We start from the raw sequence: 18,764 nt of genomic DNA on the forward strand, positions 1-18,764 counted from the left end.
CGGTACCTCACCAAAGGCCCGCACGTGGCGGTATGGAAACCTGCTGGTATATGTCTTATGTCGCGTCTTCTACAGGGTTGCAGCCTTTCTGGCTGTGTTGAACAGGTGCCCGCCGGCTTTGCCGCGCTGTCCGCGTCACTGCGCTACCAGGCGACGGCGCTGGGCCTGGAGCACCGTCCGTCCCATGGCGATCCCCTGGCTTGCGGGTTGGGGTTTTCCTTTCATCATCCGGACCTTTCGCCCATCGAAGGGATGATTCACGGCTGGCCCGATGGCAGCGCCCGCGGTGTCACCGAACACACCGTGCAGGCTGCCTGCGGATTGATGTCGGTGCATGGCCGGGCCAGCGGCAAGGCCCAGGGGCTGGGGCTCGATTATGTCTCGACCCTGAGCGCCAGCCTGGCCCTCCAGGGGGCGCTGGCCGCCGCCCTGGGCCAGTTGCGTGGCGGTCGTTTCAGTCACGTCAGCAGTTCCCTGGGCGCCGCCGGGGTGCTCGGTGTTGGTCAATACCTGGCCGGTGCCACTGCCTCTGAGGAGGCCGAACGGCTGCTCCCCGGCACGACCTGTTCGAAGAATCGTCCCCCCTTCGTCTCCGCTGACGGTGTGCATTTCGAACTGGAAACCCTCGACGCCGAGCCTTGGCGACGTTTCTGGGCTGCGGTGGGCATCGACGCCGAACAGGCCGGGCAGGGCTGGAAGGCCTTCCTGTTGCGTTACGCCAAGGCCGTTGCGCCGATGCCAACGGTGTTTCGCCAGGCCTTGGCGCGGCTGTCCATGGCCCGCATCAGTGCCTTGTGCGCGTTGAACGGCATGGCTGTGTGCCCGCTGCGCAGCCTCGCCGAGCGGCGTGCCGACGAAGATTTGCCCGGGCAATTGAAACAAGGCCCTTGGGCATTCGACTGTAGTGCTGCCAATGACCGGGCATTGCCCGCGTTGGCGTCGGACGAATTGCCCTTGAGCGGTCTGACGGTGATTGAGTCCTGTCGCCGGATCCAGGGACCGTTGGCCGGTCATTTACTGGCGATGCTGGGGGCCGAGGTGTTGCGCATCGAATTGCCCGGTGGCGATCCGCTGCGGGCCATGCCGCCGTGCGTCGACGGTGTGTCGGTGCGCTTCGATGCCCTCAATCGCCTCAAGCAGGTACGCGAACTCGATATCAAGTCAGCCGCCGGTCGTGAAGAACTCTACGAGCGGGTCCGTCATGCTGACGTGTTCCTGCACAACTGGGCGCCGGGCAAGGCGGCGGAGCTGGCGCTGGACCGCGCCGACCTGGCACGGATCAACCCGGGCCTGGTGTATGCCTATGCCGGTGGCTGGGGCCATGACCGCCCGGGTGAACCCTTGCCGGGTACCGACTTTGTTGTCCAGGCATGGTCCGGTGTCGGCGAACAGATCGGCCAGGCCTCGGGCACCCCGGGTGGTTCGCTGTTCACCGTGCTCGATGTGCTGGGCGGTGTGGTCGCCGCCCAAGGGGTGACCGCTGCCCTGGTCCATCGTGCCCTCAGCGGCCAGTCAGTGCGCGTCGACAGCTCCTTGCTCGGGGCGGCCAATTTATTGTGCGCCCAATCACTGCAGGACGCGGATCAGCCCCAGGCCAGCCTGCTCAAGGGGGTGTACCCGACCCAGTCCGGGTTACTGGCGATCGATTGCCAGACCCCGGCGCAACTTGAACAACTGAACCGAATCCTCGCCTTGGACCCGCAAACCAGCCCGCAGAGGTTGGACGCATTGCTGGGCAACGCCCTGTCGTCGCAAGCGGCCGCGGCCTGGCAACAGCTGCTGGACAGCGCCGCCATACCAGCCTGCGTGGTCGTAGAAGACCTGTCGCAGCTGGCGCAAGACAGGCGATTGAAGCCGTGCTTAAGCCTAAATGCCTATACCTCGGTCAACGCTCACTGGAGTTTTCGATGAATAACGCAGGCATCATTGATCTTGTTCCCGTTGAGGTTCGCAGTGTCTGGGAACGTGACGGAACCTACCCCAACCGTTCGGTCTATCAACTGTTCCGCGAGCACGCCGAGCGTGAGCCGGAAAAACCCGCCGTGCTCTCGCCCGAAGGCACCCTGAGCTATGGCCAGTTGCATGACTATGCCTTGCGCATGGCCGCCGGCCTGCGCGCCGCCGGGATCATGCCCGGCGACGTGGTGGCCTATCAGCTGACCAACAGCTGGCGTTGCTGCGCCATCGATCTGGCCGCTGCGGCGCTGGGCGCCGTGGTTGCGCCGTTTCCGCCAGGGCGTGGCAGCCTGGACATTCAGGCACTGGTCCGGCGCTGCGATGCCCGGGCAGTCATCGTCCCGGCCGAGTATGCAGGCATCGATTTATGCCAAGTTGTTGAGGCACTGCGCCCGACCTTGTTGTCACTTAGGGTGCTGATCGTCGAAGGCCGTGCCCGGGATGGCTGGCTGAGCCTGCAGGACATGCTCGAGGCCGAGCCGCTTGAAGAGGCGCAGTTGCCCGAGGTTTGCCCCAATTCACCGGTACGCCTGCTGGTGTCTTCCGGCACCGAGTCGGAACCCAAACTGGTGGCCTATTCCCACAATGCCCTGGTGGGCGGGCGCGGGCGCTTCCTGCAACGCATCCATCCCGAGGGCGCCACGTTCCGTGGGCTGTACCTGGTGCCACTGGGTTCATCGTTCGGTTCAACCGCCACCTTTGGCAGCCTGTCGTGGCTGGGTGGGTCGATTGCCGTCCTGCCGCAATTCGATGTAGCAGCGGCCATCGAGGCGATTGAACTGCTGCGCCCGACCCACATCCTCGGGGTACCCACGATGCTTCAGCGCATCGCTGCCGATGCACGCCTGGCCGAGGTCGACAAATCCAGCCTGCTGGGGTTGATCTGCGGCGGCTCGCTGATTGACGAAGTCACGGTGCGCCGCTGCGTCGAGGCCTTTGGCTGTGGCTTCATCAGCCTGTACGGCTCGGCGGACGGGGTGAACTGTCACAACACGCTGGACGATGCGCTGGAGGTGGTGTTCTACAGTGTCGGCCGACCGAACCCGGCGGTGTGCGCCATCAAGATTTTCGACGAGCAGGACCAGGAACTGCCCCAGGGCAGCGTCGGTGAAATCCGTGCGCGGGGGCCCCTGAGCCCGATGCAATACGTCAACGCCCCGGAACTCGATGCGCAGTATCGAGATGCCGAGGGCTGGGTCAAGACCGGCGACCTTGGCTACATCGATGCCGACGGTTATCTGATTCTGGCCGGACGCAAGAAGGACATCATTATCCGTGGCGGCGCCAACATCAGCCCGGTGCAGATCGAAACCCTGGCGACCGGTCATCCCGATGTGGTCAGTGTCGCCTGCGTGGCCGTGCCAGATCCGGACCTGGGCCAGCGCGTGTGCATTTGCGTGACCCTGCGCGAGGGCGCGCCGCGTTTCAGCTTGAGTGAGTTGACCGACTACTTGCGCGAGCAAGGGTTGGAAGTCAATAAGCTGCCCGAGTACCTGCGATTCTATAAGCAACTGCCGCTGACGCCGGCAGGCAAGGTCGACAAGAAGTCCCTGGCCGCTGAAGTGGCGTTCCTGGAGAGCGGGGCGGGTATCGCATGTTGAGGGCAATGAAAGTCGGCAGCGCTCAGGAGGCTGCTGAGCTGGCGTGCCAGGTGCGGCGTTTTGTCGATGAACGCATCATCCCGGTGGAGGCCGAACTGGCGGCTGAACCCCGACAAGCCGCCCGGCGCATCGCCGAGCTGAGTGCCCAGGCCCGGGCCGCCGGGTTGTGGGGCAGCTTCTACCCCCAGGCCTTGGGCGGTCGGATGGCCAGCCTGCGAGCTTATCTGCGGGTGGCCGAGCAGGAGGGCCGGTCCGAGTACGCGCCGGCGATCTTCGGCGACGACGCCACGTTGGATTTGCACATGTTGAGCCGCCATGCCGGCGAGGAAGTCCGCCAGCGCTTTCTCGCTCCATTGGCGGCGGGGACGATGGTCTCCAGTTACGGCATGTCCGAGCCGGACAGCATCGGATCGATCCCGGCGACCCTGAGCAGCCACGCTGAACTGGTTGACGGCCACTGGCGGTTGAGCGGGCGCAAGTGGTTCATCTGCCGTGCCGAGCGGGCGGCATTGATCACGGTGATTGCCCGCACCGCGCCAGGGCCGCTGGAGAATGGTTTATCGATGCTGTTGGTGCCCACCGACTTGCCAGGCTTTCGCGTGGAGCGACCTTTGTCGATTCTCGGGCGTTTTTCCGGGCAAGGAGAGCTTTCGTTCGATCAGGTTCAAGTCCCCGCCAGCCATGTGCTGGGTGAGGTAGGGCAGGGCCTGGCATTGATGCAAGAGCGCCTGGCGCTGGGGCGCATCCTGCGTTCGGTGCATTGGCTGGGACTAGCGCAACGCTGCTTCGACCTGATGTGCGCCCGCATCCATTCGGCCCGCGGCGCGCAGGCGCGGCTGGCGGACAAACAACTGGTTCGCCAGCGGGTGTTCCGGGTTTACCAGGGCATTGCCAGCGCCAGCGCACTGCTTCACGACGCCGCCGACAAATACGACGCCGGCGTTGCCAACAGCATCGAGGTGAATATCGCCAAGGTCGCCGCTTCCCAGGCCTTGAGCGAGGCCGCGGACTCGGCGATCCAGATCATGGGCGCCGAAGGCCTGAGCGAACTGTCGCCGTTGTCGGGGATTTATCGCACGGCGCGCACCACCCATATCCTCGACGGCACCGACGATGCGCTGGTGAGCGCGGTGGGCCGGCAATTGCTCGACAGTTGTGGTGACGCGGGACTGGACTTCGATTGGCCGTCCGTGATGGTGGGAGCAGACCGATGAGCGACGACAATCCCTCACGGGGCGTATGGCTACGGCTGGTGCTGACCGCAGCGATGGCTTTGCCGATGCTGATTTTCTACGCAGTCGGCACCCTCGGGCCGCTGATGGTGGCGGACCTCGGTGTGCCGACCCATTGGCTGGGCTGGCTGATCACCAGCGCGTTCGGTTTTGCCGCCGTGTTGTCACTGTGGGCCGGTCCGTTGGTCAATCGTCTCGGCACTCGCCGTGCCCTGGCATTGCTGTTCTGGAGCACGGTGGCGGCGTACGGGTTACTGGCGAGCTTGCCGGGGTTTATCGGGGTGGTATTGGCGCTGGCGGCCTGCGGGATCGCCCAGGCGCTGGCCAATCCGGCGACTAATCTGTTGATCGCCGAACGCGTCGAGCCCCGGCACAAGGCTGCGGTGGTCGGCTTGAAACAGTCCGGAGTGCAGGTCTCGGCCTTGTTTGCCGGCCTGTTGTTGCCCAGCCTGGCTCTGAGCCTGGGCTGGCGCGCTGCCTTGGCCACGCTGTTGGTGCCGGCGTTGCTCCTGGCGCTGTTGGGGCCGCGGGTGGCAGCTCACGGGCCATCGGGCAAATCCTTGGGGTTTGCTGTGAATCGACCCAATGTTCGCCTGGCGCTGCTGATGAGCGTGCAACTGTGTGTAGGCATCGTGCTGTCGTCGTTCGTGACGTTTCTCGGGGTCTTTGCCGCTCAGCAAGGCATGACCGCGCAATCGATCGGCGCTTTGATCGCCGGTTTCGGTGTGATGGGCATCGCTGCCCGCGTCGTGCTTACCCCGATGGGCGCGCGGATGGCCGATGAGTCCTGGTTGCTGTTGGTGCTGCTGCTGTTGTCAGGCGTGGCGTTGTGGCTGACTTCGCTGGCCTTGCCCCTGCGTCATTGGCCGCTGTGGGCGGGCGCCTTGGGCATGGGCCTGACGGCTGTGGCGACCAATGCTATCGCCATGAGCATGGTGCTGCGCGATCCAGGGTTTGGCAGCCCGGCGTCGGCTGCGGGGCTGCTGTCGGTGGGCTTTTTTGGCGGGTTCGCCGTGGGGCCGCCGTTGTTCGGCGTGCTCCAGCGCGGGCCGTGGGGGTTCGCCGATGCGTGGCTGCTGTTGATCGGGGTACTCGTAGTCGGCGGTCTGTCGAGCTTGCTGCTGATTTGCTTGCGACGACGCCACAAAGCGCCGGCCGTCACCGGGTTGAGGGCGGTCAAATGAACGTCGTCCAGGCGTGGCAAGAGCCGCTGCGGCTCGATGAGGCGTATCGCGCCATTGCGGCGATCCTCAGGCGCATGGATCAAATCCAGGCTTCCTGCGCCGAAGGTTTTCCATTGTATTGCACGGGGGCTGACAGTCATTGGAAGGTGTCAGCTGGCGGCTCCTGGCTGGGCGGCTTCTGGTCCGGATTGTGGTGGTTGCGCGCCCATCGCAGCGCTTTTCAGGGCGATCGACTGCAGGCGCGGCTGATTACCGAACGGCTGCGGGACAAACTCGAGAGCGCCACGCACCATCGCAGTCTGATCTTTCATTACGGCGCCGGGCTGGGCAGTTGCTTGCTTGATGACCATAGGGCCAATGAACTGGCGGAACAGGCGGCACAACAACTGGCTCGGGCCTTCGATCCGCTGCTCGGTTGCATTGCACTGGGGCGGGACATGGGAGGCGGTGAGGAGGGCGATCTGCGTCTGAGCATCGACCCGCTGGCCGCCACGCTGCAATTGTTCGCGCGCCGGGCCGACCCCCGGTTGTTGAGTCTTGGCCGGCAGCAACTGCAGGCCTCTTTTCGCGCCTGTGCCGGTGACGGCGGGGCCTGGAGCAGTCTGGCGTGCCATGAAAATGGTCAGTGGCGTGCCGGCGACAGGCCGGGCAATTGGTCGCGAGGCCAGGCCTGGGCACTGCTTGGCCTGAGTGTCGGTGCTCGGTTGTACGGCGCACCTTACCGCCAGGACGCCGAGCGGGCCTGCGAGTACTGGTTGCGCAGTCGGGGCCTGGCGGCACCACTCAATCGCCTGTCCGAACCCCGGGGCCCGGACGATCCCTGTGCGGCGGCGATGGCGTCGCTGGCCCTGCAAGGGCTGGCGACACAGGTACCCGACGGCGAGGTATTGCACCAGCAGGCCGGTGCGCAACTGGCGACGATCATTCGCAGTGGCGATTTTCACGAGGGCCGTTTCGTCGGCCATTGCTACCGGGTTTCGGCCGCAGGGGAGCAGAAAGTTGAGTCGGCCTGTGGCAGTTTTTTCCTGCTGGCGGCATTGCTGGCCTGGACCGGTGAGCTGGATCCTGGCGTTATCTAAGAGGTCCATCTGCGCAGGCACCAAGTCCCTGCATCAAGCAGTGAGTAAAAATTTCCCCCTTTCAGGGCACTCAATCCCTGTTACCTGCCTTTTTGCACCTATTCGACCCGTTCCGGGGCACTCTTGGGAAAGCTGAAATAAACGTTTCAGCTTTCCCAAGATGTTTTGTCGCATGAATGAAAATAAATTTCGCTTTTAAGTAAATTTGCGCTGATTTTTCTAGCGCTGTCTTGATGCGCTGCGCTTAGGCACAGCCTTTGCTACGGCTCAACAGCGATGCCATCAGAGCGTTGAATTCAGGATAGGAGTCATTTCGCCACGCAGATTTAATCAAGGGGGCGCACGTCATCCAGACGCAAAGGCCAGACAGAGACCGGTGCTATCGAGGTGTTCAGAGAAACAGGGCTCATTAAAACCAAGCAAGGCCGGACCATTGGAATGACGAAGTGATAAGAAATGCCGTGTAGAACGCGGCTGGGAGTTGGCTATGCCCCACGCTTTTTTTAATGAAATGTATGACGCGAAGGGTGACTGCCGCCCGCATTACCAAGCCTTCTCACGCTGGTTGGCGGATACGCCGCTTGAACTGCTTGAACAACGCCGGCGCGAAGCCGACCTGCTGTTTCACCGAGCCGGTATCACCTTCACCCTCTACGGGGACGAGCAGGGCACCGAACGGTTGATTCCCTTCGACATCATTCCTCGCAGCATCAAGGCCAGTGAATGGCAGATGGTCGAACGGGGCTGCATTCAACGGGTCCAGGCGCTGAACATGTTCCTGGCCGACATCTATCATGGGCAGCACATCCTCAAGGAAGGCATCATTCCCCCCGAGCAGGTGCTCGCCAACGAGGGTTATCAGATCGCGATGCAGGGCCTGAACCTGCACCGGGGCATTTACGCCCACATCGCTGGTGTCGACCTGGTTCGCGACGGTGACGGCAGTTACTACGTGTTGGAAGACAACCTGCGTACACCCAGCGGTGTGAGCTACATGCTCGAAGACCGCAAGATGATGATGCGCCTGTTCCCCGAGCTCTTCGCCGCGCAGCGCGTGGCCCCCATCGACCACTACCCGAACCTGCTGCTCGATACCCTGAAAAGCTCAAGCCCGCTGGATAATCCCACTGCTGTGGTGCTGACCCCGGGCCGCTTCAACAGCGCCTATTTCGAGCACGCGTTCCTGGCCCGTGAAATGGGCGTGGAGCTGGTGGAGGGCGCCGACCTGTTCGTGCGTGACGACCACGTCTACATGCGCACCACCGCCGGCCCCCGGCAGGTGGACGTGATTTATCGCCGTCTTGACGATGCCTTTCTCGACCCGCTGTCGTTCAACCCCGATTCCATGCTGGGTGTTCCAGGGCTGATCGCCGTTTACCGTGCGGGCAATGTGGTACTGGCGAACGCGGTCGGCACGGGCGTGGCCGATGACAAGTCGATTTACCCCTACGTCGACGAGATGATCCGCTTCTACCTCACCGAAGAGCCGATCCTGAAGAACGTGCCCACCTGGCAGTGCCGCAAACCCCAGGACCTGTCCCATGTGCTGGCCAACCTGCCCGATCTGGTGGTCAAGGAAACCCAAGGCTCCGGCGGCTACGGCATGCTGGTCGGCCCTGCGGCCACGGCGGCGGAAATCGAAGACTTCCGCGCACGCCTCAAGGCCCGCCCCGAAGCCTACATCGCCCAGCCGACCTTGAGCCTGTCCACGTGCCCGACCTTTGTCGAGAGCGGTATCGCCCCGCGCCACATTGACCTGCGTCCGTTCGTGCTGTCGGGCAAGGAAACCCGCCTGGTGCCTGGCGGGCTGACCCGGGTGGCACTGCGCGAAGGCTCGCTGGTAGTGAATTCGTCCCAGGGCGGCGGCACTAAAGACACTTGGGTCGTGGAGGACTAAGACATGCTTTCAAGAACCGCTTCTGACCTCTATTGGATGTCCCGCTATCTGGAGCGCGCCGAGAACCTGGCGCGCATGCTCGAAGTCAGTTACTCGCTGTCGCTGATGCCCCAGGCCGGGCGCAGCGATGGGCATGCCGAGCTGGCGATGTCGCTGCTGGCGGCTGGTACGCTGGACGATTACAACGCGCGTTATGACGCGCTGAACACTGAGCGCATGCTGCATTTCTTTGCACTGGATGAAACCAACCCGGGCAGTATCTATAGCTGCCTGCGGGCCGCCCGGACCAATGCCCATGCGGTGCGCGGGCGTATCACCGCCGACATGTGGGAAAACATCAACGCCACTTGGCTGGAAATGCGCAACATCGCCAGCAACGGCTTGGGCCGCTACGGCATCAGCCATTTCTGTGAATGGGTCAAGGAGCGCTCGCACCTGTTCCGAGGTGCGACGTCGGGCACCATCATGCGCAACGATGCCTACTGTTTCATTCGCCTGGGGACCTTTATCGAACGGGCGGACAACACCTTGCGCCTGCTGGATGCACGCTACGAAATGTTCGGCGAGGAGTCGGAGGAGGTCAGCGACAATTCGGCGCGTGGCTATTACCAGTGGAGTGCCTTGCTGCGGGCGTTGTCTTCGTTCGAGGCGTTCAACGAAATCTACCGTAATGCGCCCAATGCCGAGCAGGTTTCGGAGATGTTGCTGCTGCGCGCCGATGTGCCGCGCTCGCTGCATGCCTGTATCGAGGAGCTGGACCATATCCTCGCCAGCCTGCCGGGCAATAACGGCAGGCCGGCGCAGCGTCTGGCCGCCGAGCTGAATGCGCGCCTGCGCTATTCCGGGATCGACGAGATCCTCGCCTCGGGCCTGCACCAATGGTTGACCGACCTCATTGGCCAGATCCGTCACTTGGGCCAGACCGTTCATGAGTCTTATCTGGAGGTCGTATGAAACTGTCCATACGCCACGACACCACCTACAGCTATGCCGATGAAGTCTGCACCAGCATTCAGTTTCTGCGCCTGACCCCCAAGGACAGCCAGCGCCAGCGCATCCTTGAGTGGCACTTGGAGCTGCCGCGACTGGTGCGCAGCCAGATCGACCCATACGGCAACATCCTGCATGTGATGACCATGGACGAACCCCACGGCGCCTTGGTGCTGACGGCTTATGGTCAGGTGGAAATCGATCAGACGGTGGAGAGGGAGACGGACACTCAATCGCCGTTGCCGTTCCTGCGCACCAGCCGTCTGACCCAGGCCGATGACGCGCTCGGCGCTTTTGCCGTGGAGCAATGTGGAGCACGGCGCGATCGTGCGGCGCTGACCGACTTGATGAACGGCCTGGCTGCCCGGATGCCCTACAGCCCGGGCACGACGGCGGTCAGCAGTACCGCAGCCGAGGCGTTTGCCGGCGGTAGCGGGGTGTGCCAGGACCATACCCATGCGTTCCTGGCCTGCGCGCGCAGCCTGGGTATCCCGGCCCGCTACGTCTCCGGTTATCTGTGCACCGAAGATGAAAGCCACCTGGCAAGCCACGCCTGGGCCGAAGCCTGGCTGGACGACGGCTGGTACAGCTTCGACGTGACCAACCGCCTGACCCGACCTGACCGCCACCTGAAACTGGCGATCGGCCTGGACTACCTCGACGCCTGCCCGGTACGCGGCATGCGCCGAGGTGGTGGGGCGGAGCAGATGTTGGCAAGGGTGCAGGTGAGTTCGATGGTGCAGGTGCAGCACCAGTAGCCCAGTAAACCTGAAGACCTCATCGCGAGCAGGCTCGCTCCCACAGGGTACTTGTGGTGAACATCGAATCGGTGAACACCCGAGAACCCCATGTGGGAGCGAGCTTGCTCGCGATGACGGCAGCCCATCCAACATCCCCGCCAACTGACCCACCGCCATCGCGAGCAAGCTCGCTCCCACAGGGTATTTGTGGTGAACATCAAATGGATGAACGCCCGAGAACCCCTGTGGGAGCCGAGCTTGCTCGCGATGGCGGTCGCCCGGCCAACATCACCGCCAACTGACCCACCGCTAGCGCGAGCAAGCTCGCTCCGACAAAACCTCAGGCCCTCCATCCCCCTCCAAATGAAGCTTTCATGACAAAAGTTCGGTAGCACATCGCCATTCCCGTCATGCCTGTGTGACGTGTTCAAGGGGGCCTGCAAGGTCGTTTTGGAACCGGGGCGCGAAGCCGGGAGTGAGGCGATGGGAACTATGGAACGTTATTCGAAAGTGGGCATGCAGGAGCTCGACCAGCGGCTGTCGAAAATCGTCGAAGCGGCGCGCAAGCAGCCGGTCTCGGTGTATCGCTATGGTGCTCCGTGGGTCTGGATCGTTTCCCAGGATGACTGGCAGGGTGCGCTCAAGGAAGTGTCCAGCTACATCCCGCAGGGCCATTCACTGGTGTTGCTGCGTCCGCAGATCGACGACCTGCTGGATGAGCATCGCGAGGTGCTGCAAGGCCTCAATGCTGACGCCAGGATGCTGATCGCACCACAAACCGCCATGCACATCCTTTTGCTGCAACTGCTCTATTCGGTGCCCAGCGAGCAGCAGCTCTACGAACAGCTCAACTACAACCTGTTGTTCCGCTGGTTCGTCGGCCTGGACCTGAATCAAAAGGTCTGGAGCTTCAACGTCCTGAGCAAAGACCTCGCCACGCTGCTGGGCGACGCGCGGGCAGTGCGGCTCATCCAGAAAATCATTGGTGAAGTGTTCTGTGGCGCCTTGCTGCAAATGCCGGAGTTCTCCTTGAACTTCGCGCTGCTGCACACCTGGCTGGCCCGGCACGCCACGACATCGACCGCAAGCAATTGAGCCGTACTTTGAATTCAGGGGGTGGTGTGGAGCATTTCTTCAAATCGCGGCCGGCGCTGTGGGGCTGGCTGCTGCTGGCGGTCGGGGGGCCGTCGGCATTCGCCGCAGAAGGAGGGCAAGAGGCCGAAGCGGCGCCGGCGCGCCTGGTGGACGTGAACGAGTATTTCGTGCGCGGCAACACCGTGCTCGATGCCCGGGCCATCGAAGAAGCGGTGTACCCGTTCCTCGGCCCACAAAGGGCTTTGAGCGACATTGAAGGCGCCCGGGAAGCCCTGCAAAAGGCCTATCAGGCGCGCGGTTATCAGTCGGTGTTCGTCGAGTTGCCAGAGCAGAAAGTCGAAGACGGCATCGTCTACCTGCAAGTCAGCGAAACCAAGGTCGGCCGGGTGCGAGTGGTGGGCGCAAAGCACTATTCGCCCGTCGAAATCCGAGATGACGTGCCAGCTCTCAAGGAGGGCGAGGTACCCGATTTCGCCCAGGTCCAGGCAGAACTGGCGCAGTTGAACAAGACCCCGGGGCGCCAGGTCATGCCGCTGGTGCGCGAAGGCCAGCGACCCGGAACCATGGACGTCGATCTACAGGTCGAAGACCAGAACCCTTGGCAAGCCAGCCTGGGACTCAATAACGACTACAGCGCCGACACCAAAAAGCTGCGTACGGTCGCGAGCCTGGGCTACAACAACCTCTGGCAACTGGGCCACAGCGTTTCGCTGACCTTCTTCACCGCGCCGCAGGACACCGAGAACGCCCAAGTCTGGTCGGGTTCCTACACCGCGCCGCTGAGTGAACGTTGGAGTGTGCAGTTCTCGGGTTACCAATCCGACAGCAACGTGGCGACCGTCGGCGGCAGCAACGTCTTGGGCAAAGGTCACTCCTACGGGGTGTCGGCGATCTACAGCCTGCCTTCCAGCGGGGCATGGGCCAACAGCTTTTCGGTCGGGGTGGATTTCAAGGATTTCGACGAAGAGCTCAACTTTGGCGGCGCCAGCGACAAGGCACCGCTCAAGTACGCGCCATTCACCTTTGCCTACAACGGCTTTCGCTACACCGAAACCAGCCAGTTGGGCCTGGGCCTGAGCCTGGTGGCGGGTACTCGCAGCCTGCTGGGCTATGGCAGCAACGACGAAGAGTTCGACTACAAGCGCTATCGCGCCAGCCCCAGTTTCGCGGTGCTCAAGGGCGACGGCAATTACACCTTCACCTTCGCCAACGATTGGCAAACCGCCTCCAAGGCCGCCTTCCAGCTCGCCTCCGGGCCGCTGGTTTCCAACGAACAATTCTCCGCCGGTGGCGCCACCTCGGTACGCGGCTATCTGGCCGCCGAGCGCACCGGGGACGACGGCTACCTGCTGTCCCAGGAACTGCGCACACCATCGCTCGCCAAGTTCCTCGGCAGCTACGTCCAAGAGTGGCGCTTCTATGCCTTCGCCGAAGGCGCGCAGTTGTACCTGCGCGACGAACTGCCCGACCAGGAAGCCGATTACAGCCTTGCCAGTATCGGCCTCGGCACCCGCGCGAGCCTGAGCAAATGGCTGTCCGGCAGCCTCGATTGGGGCTACCCGCTGCTCGACGGGCCGAACACCTCGAAACAGGAATCGCGCCTGCACTTCAACCTGCAAGCGACGTTTTGAACCCAGGAGTCATGTCCATGCAACGCTTATTGTTATCCCTGTTGATTTGCCTGGGGCTGGTGCTTCCGGCGACCGCCAACGCCTGGTGGCAGGACGACTGGCACTATCGCAAACAGATTTCGGTGGACACCACGCCCCAGGGCGCCGCCATCGCCCAGGCCCTGGGACGCACCGCGCTGCTGGTACGCCTGCACACCGGAAACTTCACCTTCGACGGCGTCAAGGACGACGGCTCGGACCTGCGTTTTGTCAGTGCCGATGACAAGACCGTGCTCAATCACCAGATCGAAAGCTTCGACCCGCTGATGGGCATGGCGCTGATCTGGATCGATGTGCCGAGCGTGGAGGGCGGCCAGCGTCAGGACCTGTGGATGTATTACGGTAACCAGAAGGCCCCGGCCACCGGCAGCGGCCAGTTGACCTTCGACCCGGACTACACCGCGCTGTATCACTTCGACAGCGCCTCCGGCGTGCCGCCCCGGGACACCACGGCCTACGGCAACAATGCCCAGGGCGCAGTCGGTACCAGCATCGACGGTGTGATCGGCCATGCCTTGCAGTTCAACGGCCAGCCGTTGCTGTTGCCGGCCAGCCCTTCGTTGCAACACAGTGCTGGCGCGGCGTTCACCTTCAGCACTTGGCTGCGCCAGGACCAGGCCAGCGGCGAACAGATCGTCCTGGCCCGTCGCGAAGCCGCCACCAGCCTGTTGATTGGCGTAAACCAGGGGGTGCCGTTCGTAGCGATCAATGACCAGCGAGCGGTCTCGACCCAGCCGCTGAATCCCGGCCAATGGCAGCACCTGGCGTTGACCGCCTCGGGCGACCGGGTCGTGCTGTACGTCAACGGGCGTGAAACCGCGAGCCTGGCGGTGGCGATGCCAGCGTTCAATGCGCCGATTGCCTTGGGCGCAGATGTGGCCACCGGTGCTTTTGCACCCTTCAGCGGGGCCATGGACGAAGCGCGCCTGTCCAAGATTGCCCGCCCGGCGCCGTTGCTATTGGCCGACGCCAATGCCCAGGGTGCCGAATCGAAACTGGTGGCCTACGGGGTCGATGAAGAGCAGTCCGGCTTCGGTTTCGGCAGCCTGGGTTTCCTGCTCAAGGCCGTGCCGCTGGACGCCTGGGTGATCATCGGGGTGCTGGTGCTGATGATGTTCCAGTCGTGGATCATCATGATCCGCAAGAACCGCATGGTCAGCCGTCTCAGCGCGGCCAACGAAGCCTTCCGCGAACAGTTCGCCAGGATCGGCACACGCCTGGACATGTTCGCCGACGACCAGGACCTCGCCCAGCGCCTGCAACACTCGTCGCTGTGGCGCTTGTACCTGGTGGCCGTCAAGGAAATCCGCACCCGCCGCGAGCAGGGCGCCGATACCTCGTCGGTGTCCGCCGCCACCATCGAGGCGATCCGCTGCTCCATGGACGGCGTGCGCACCCGGGAAAACCAGCAGCTCAGCTCGAAACTCTCGACCCTGTCCAACGCCATTGCCGGCGGCCCCTACATCGGCCTGCTCGGCACGGTGCTGGGGATCATGGTGGTGTTCCTCGGCACGGCGATGGCCGGTGACGTCAACATCAACGCCATCGCCCCGGGCATGGCCGCAGCCTTGCTCGCCACCGCCATGGGCCTGTTCGTCGCGATTCCGGCGTTGTTTGGCTACAACCGCCTGATCACCCGCAACAAGGAAGTCAGCGCCGACATGCGGGTCTTCGTCGACGAATTCATTACGCGCCTGGCGGAGATGCACGGCGAGGGTCAGTCCGGTGAAGCGGCGCAGCGCCGCAACCATCACCCCCAATCGTCCGTACCGGCCTGAGGAAATTGCCATGGCTAGCGTAAACGCTTCACACGATGACGACGATGATGCGGCGGTCGACAGCATCAACATCACGCCGCTGGTGGACGTGCTCATGGTGGTGTTGGTGATGTTCATCCTCACCGCCACGGCCCAGGTGTCGGGTATCCAGATCAATCTGCCCAAGGCCAGCGCCTCGGTGTCGTTGTCCGAGGCCAAGACCAAGGCGATTTCGGTGAATGACGGCGGGCAGGTGTTCCTCGATGCCTACCCGGTGACCCTGGCCGAACTGGAAGAACGCCTGCGCATCGAGAAGGCCCAGAAACCGGACTTCCCGATCATCGTGCGCGGCGACGCCACGGTGCAGTACCAGAAAGTCATCGAAGTGCTGGATCTGTTGCGGCGTCTGGAACTGTCCCAGGTCGGTCTGGTGACCGGCAAACCGAGCCAGGGCTGACCATGACCGCCAGACTTCCCATCAACCCGCCCCCGGTGAAGACCTCGCCGCTTCGCCTGCTCAAGTGGGCCGCTGGCCTGGTGCTCGGTGCTGTGGCGGCCTGGCTGCTGTGGCAGTGGGCCAACGACATGAGTGGTGTGCGGCGTGAAGCACCGAAGGTGCCAACCATTATCCCACTGCCGCCACCGCCACCCCCGCCGCCGGAAAAACCCAAGGAGCCGGAGCCCCAGGTCGAGGAGAAAGTGCCCGAGCCCGAACCGACCCCGGAACCTGAAGAGGTCAAGCCCGAGGAGGAGGCGCCGCCGTCACCGGTGGACGACCTGGCGAACCCGATGCAGATGGACGGCGACGCCCAGTCCGGCAACGACGCTTTCAATATCGGCGCCGGCAAGGGCGGTGGCATGGCTGGGGCCGGCGGTGGCGGTGGGCTGGGGAACGCCACTTACGGCCAAATGATGGCGGTTTCCTTTCAGCGCTTGCTGCGCGATGACCCCGAGCTTCGCAGGCTGGAGTTCACGCTGCAGGCCGATGTCTGGATCAGTGCCTCGGGGGAAGTCACCCGGGTGGAACTGGCGAAGTCCAGCGGTAACCCGCAGACCGACGAGAAAGTCATCGCTTCGCTGCGCGCTTCGCGGCATTTAAATGAACGGCCACCGGCCTCCCTGAAGATACCTGTACGCATGACATTTAAAGGAAAGCGTCCGGGCTAATCGAAGTTCTAGAAAGTTTGCCAACAGGAGTTGTGTGCAGATGATTTCCAATGTGAATCGATTGTCGTGGGCAGTCGGCCTGATCGTTCTGGGCCTGTCCGGGCACTCGTTGGCCGCCCCGGCGCCTTCGGAAAACGCCACGATCAATCTGATCCGCCTGCTGGTGCAGCAGGGCGTGTTGAAGCAGGACCAGGCCGATGGCTTGATCGCCCAGGCCGAACGGGAAGCCGTGCAGGCCCGCCAGGCGGCCACGGCGGTTGCCGCAGCGCCGGCCGGTGCGCCGGGGGACGTGCGGGTGCAATACGTGCCGAACATTGTGCGCGAACAGATCCGCGACCAGGTCAAGGCCGAAGTCATGGCCACCGCCAAGCAGGAAAACTGGGCCCAGCCCAACACCTTCCCGGATTGGGTATCGCGTATCAGTTTTGATGGCGACATTCGCCTTCGAGATGAGTCGCGCTATTACTCGGGTACCAACAGCAACGAAATCGTCGACTTTGCCCGGCTCAATGACAAGGGGCCGTACGACGTCAACCCCAACAGCAGCTCCAGCCTGCCGCCGTTGCTCAATACCCGTGAAGACCGGGAAAACCTGTTCCGCCTGCGCGCACGCCTGGGCATGAAGGCCGTGATCGCTCCGCAATGGACCGCGGGCATTCGCATCGGCACCGGCTCGGACAACAACCCGGTGTCCACCACCCAGACCCTCGGTGGCGGTTTTGGCAAGAAGGACATCTGGCTCGACCAGGGCTATCTGACCTGGAAGCCCTCGGACGAATTGACCCTGACCGGCGGGCGTTTCGCCAACCCGTTTTTCTCCACTGACCTGTTGTATTCCGGTGATCTGAACTTCGATGGCGTGGCGGCGAACTTCAACCACAAGCTCAATCAGGACTGGGGCCTGTTCGGCACCGTCGGTGCATTCCCGGTGGAGTACACCAACGACACCAGCACCAGCAACGGTAGCGACAAGGAAGAGAGCGACAACAAGTGGCTATACGGTGCGCAACTGGGAGCCAACTGGGCGATCAACGACAGCAACCGGATCAAGGGGGCGGTGGCCTATTACCGCTTCGACGACATCGAGGGCCAGCGCTCTTCACCGTGTGAGCCTTGGGCCGGTGATCCAGGCTGCGATAGCGACGGATCGCGGGTGGCGTTCATGCAAAAGGGCAACACGGTGTTCCTGCTGCGCGACATCACGCCCAATCCCCTCAACCCGTCCACCACGCCACAGCCGCAATACGTCGGCCTGGCCTCGGAGTTCAACCTGCTGGACCTGAACCTGGCCTGGGACACCGATCTACCCGAAGACCTGAAACTGCGCAGCCAGGCCCACTACGTCCACAACCTGGGCTACGACGAGGGCGAGATGCGCAAGCGCTCGGCAGGTCAGTTCGCCAACAACCTGGACGAAAATGGTGAGGTGGAAAGCGGCGCCAACGCCTGGATGCTCCAGTTCACCCTCGGCAACTCGCTGGAACTCAAGCGTGAGGGCGACTGGAACCTGTTCGCCGGCTACAAGTACATCCAGCCGGACGCCTTGCCCGACGGTTTCAACGATTCCTCATTCCATCTGGGCGGCACCAACGCCAAGGGTTATTTCCTGGGTGGCAACTATGGCCTGGCGAGCAATGTCTTCGCCACCGGTCGCTGGTTGAGTTCCGAAGCGGTGTACGGCGCGCCGTACGACATCGATGTCTTGCAGCTTGAAATCAACACGCGCTTTTAAGCGCTGGGAGGCCTCATGAAAAGGCGAGCCAAATACCAATGCCCGACCGCGTTGCTGATGCTGGGCCTGCTGCTCAGCGGCATGGCTCACGGCGAAGGGCTGGAGGAGCGGCTACGGGCGCAACTGCGCAGTACTACCGCGCAGTTGCAAGCCCTGCAGAGCGAGCAGGCCCAGGCCAGCGCCGCTCGCCAGGCTGCGGAAAACCAGGCCAAAGAGGCCCAGGCACAGATCAAGCAATTGACCGCGCAACTGACCAAGGCCCAGGCCCTGATCGAACAACTGGCCGGGCAGCAGCAAAACCTGCAGAGCCAGGCCCAGGCCCAGGTGGCGGCCAGCAACGAACAGGTCGGCAAGTTCAAGAAAGCCTATGAAGAGCTGTTGGCCCTGGCCCGTGGCAAAGAGACCGAGCGGGCCCGCCTGGTGGGACAATTGACCGAGCGTGACACACAAGTGCAGCAATGTTCGGTCAAGAATCAGCAAATGTACGAAGTCGCCAAGACGCTGCTGCATGCCTACGAAACCATCGATGTGACCGACATCATGAAGATCCGCCAGCCGTTCGCGGCCAGGGCTCGGGTGCGTTTCGAGGAGCTGGCCCAGGGCTTTGGCGATGATCTCTACAAGAACCGTTTCGATGCGCCCCAGGCCTCGATCACTCACTGAT

The 18,764-nt window shown here is 63.1% G+C and carries 14 protein-coding genes and 1 pseudogene; all 15 read left to right on the forward strand.

Annotation, left to right across the window (positions count from 1 at the left end; genetic code table 11):
- The first annotated feature begins 57 nt into the window (after nt 1-57).
- The 15 genes and pseudogenes from SGN16_RS13460 to SGN16_RS13530 all read left to right on the forward strand — a co-directional run bounded on the left by SGN16_RS13460 (nt 58) and on the right by SGN16_RS13530 (nt 18,763).
- Nucleotides 58-1,911: a CoA transferase gene (locus SGN16_RS13460; protein WP_335944676.1), complete on the forward strand. Its 1,854-nt coding sequence runs from the start codon at nt 58-60 to the stop codon at nt 1,909-1,911.
- Nucleotides 1,908-3,557 (forward strand): class I adenylate-forming enzyme family protein, encoded by a 1,650-nt coding sequence (locus SGN16_RS13465; RefSeq protein WP_335944677.1) that lies wholly within the window; start codon nt 1,908-1,910, stop codon nt 3,555-3,557. Before SGN16_RS13460 ends, SGN16_RS13465 begins: the two co-directional genes overlap by 4 nt.
- Complete coding sequence (locus SGN16_RS13470) at nt 3,551-4,771, forward strand: acyl-CoA dehydrogenase (RefSeq protein ID WP_335944678.1); 1,221 nt, start codon at nt 3,551-3,553, stop codon at nt 4,769-4,771. Before SGN16_RS13465 ends, SGN16_RS13470 begins: the two co-directional genes overlap by 7 nt.
- A complete protein-coding gene (locus SGN16_RS13475; protein ID WP_335944679.1) occupies nt 4,768-5,973 on the forward strand; it encodes an MFS transporter in 1,206 nt (401 codons plus the stop codon). Before SGN16_RS13470 ends, SGN16_RS13475 begins: the two co-directional genes overlap by 4 nt.
- The gene (locus tag SGN16_RS13480; protein ID WP_335944680.1) at nt 5,970-7,052 is read left to right on the forward strand and encodes a glucuronyl hydrolase; all 1,083 of its coding nucleotides are present in this window, start codon (nt 5,970-5,972) and stop codon (nt 7,050-7,052) included. The genes SGN16_RS13475 and SGN16_RS13480 overlap by 4 nt, the downstream gene beginning before the upstream one ends.
- 487 nt (nt 7,053-7,539) lie before the next feature.
- Nucleotides 7,540-8,949 (forward strand): circularly permuted type 2 ATP-grasp protein, encoded by a 1,410-nt coding sequence (locus tag SGN16_RS13485; protein WP_210644786.1) that lies wholly within the window; start codon nt 7,540-7,542, stop codon nt 8,947-8,949.
- A 3-nt stretch (nt 8,950-8,952) separates the two neighbouring features.
- Nucleotides 8,953-9,903, forward strand: a complete 951-nt coding sequence (locus SGN16_RS13490) for an alpha-E domain-containing protein (protein ID WP_003201699.1) — start codon at nt 8,953-8,955, stop codon at nt 9,901-9,903.
- Nucleotides 9,900-10,697, forward strand: a complete 798-nt coding sequence (locus SGN16_RS13495) for a transglutaminase family protein (RefSeq protein WP_335944681.1) — start codon at nt 9,900-9,902, stop codon at nt 10,695-10,697. Before SGN16_RS13490 ends, SGN16_RS13495 begins: the two co-directional genes overlap by 4 nt.
- Nucleotides 10,698-11,438: 741 nt before the next feature.
- Nucleotides 11,439-11,609 (forward strand): annotated as a pseudogene (locus SGN16_RS13500) (transposase); the annotation flags it as partial.
- Between the two features lie 191 nt (nt 11,610-11,800).
- Nucleotides 11,801-13,405: a ShlB/FhaC/HecB family hemolysin secretion/activation protein gene (locus SGN16_RS13505; protein ID WP_335944682.1), complete on the forward strand. Its 1,605-nt coding sequence runs from the start codon at nt 11,801-11,803 to the stop codon at nt 13,403-13,405.
- A 17-nt stretch (nt 13,406-13,422) separates the two neighbouring features.
- On the forward strand, nt 13,423-15,222 hold the full coding sequence (locus SGN16_RS13510) for a DUF2341 domain-containing protein (RefSeq protein ID WP_335944683.1): 1,800 nt from the start codon (nt 13,423-13,425) through the stop codon (nt 15,220-15,222).
- A 10-nt stretch (nt 15,223-15,232) separates the two neighbouring features.
- Nucleotides 15,233-15,658, forward strand: coding sequence for a biopolymer transporter ExbD (locus tag SGN16_RS13515; protein WP_335944684.1), 426 nt, complete (start codon nt 15,233-15,235; stop codon nt 15,656-15,658).
- Between the two features lie 2 nt (nt 15,659-15,660).
- Nucleotides 15,661-16,368, forward strand: a complete 708-nt coding sequence (locus SGN16_RS13520; protein WP_335944685.1) for an energy transducer TonB — start codon at nt 15,661-15,663, stop codon at nt 16,366-16,368.
- Nucleotides 16,369-16,408: 40 nt separating this feature from the next.
- Entirely contained in the window at nt 16,409-18,100 is a 1,692-nt protein-coding gene (locus SGN16_RS13525) for a putative porin (protein WP_335944686.1), read from the forward strand.
- Between the two features lie 15 nt (nt 18,101-18,115).
- Entirely contained in the window at nt 18,116-18,763 is a 648-nt protein-coding gene (locus SGN16_RS13530; RefSeq protein ID WP_335944687.1) for a DNA repair protein, read from the forward strand.
- The last annotated feature ends 1 nt before the right edge of the window (nt 18,764 follow it).

Source organism: Pseudomonas sp. G166, assembly GCF_037027455.2.
In the GTDB taxonomy this organism is placed as follows: Bacteria; Pseudomonadota; Gammaproteobacteria; order Pseudomonadales; family Pseudomonadaceae; genus Aquipseudomonas.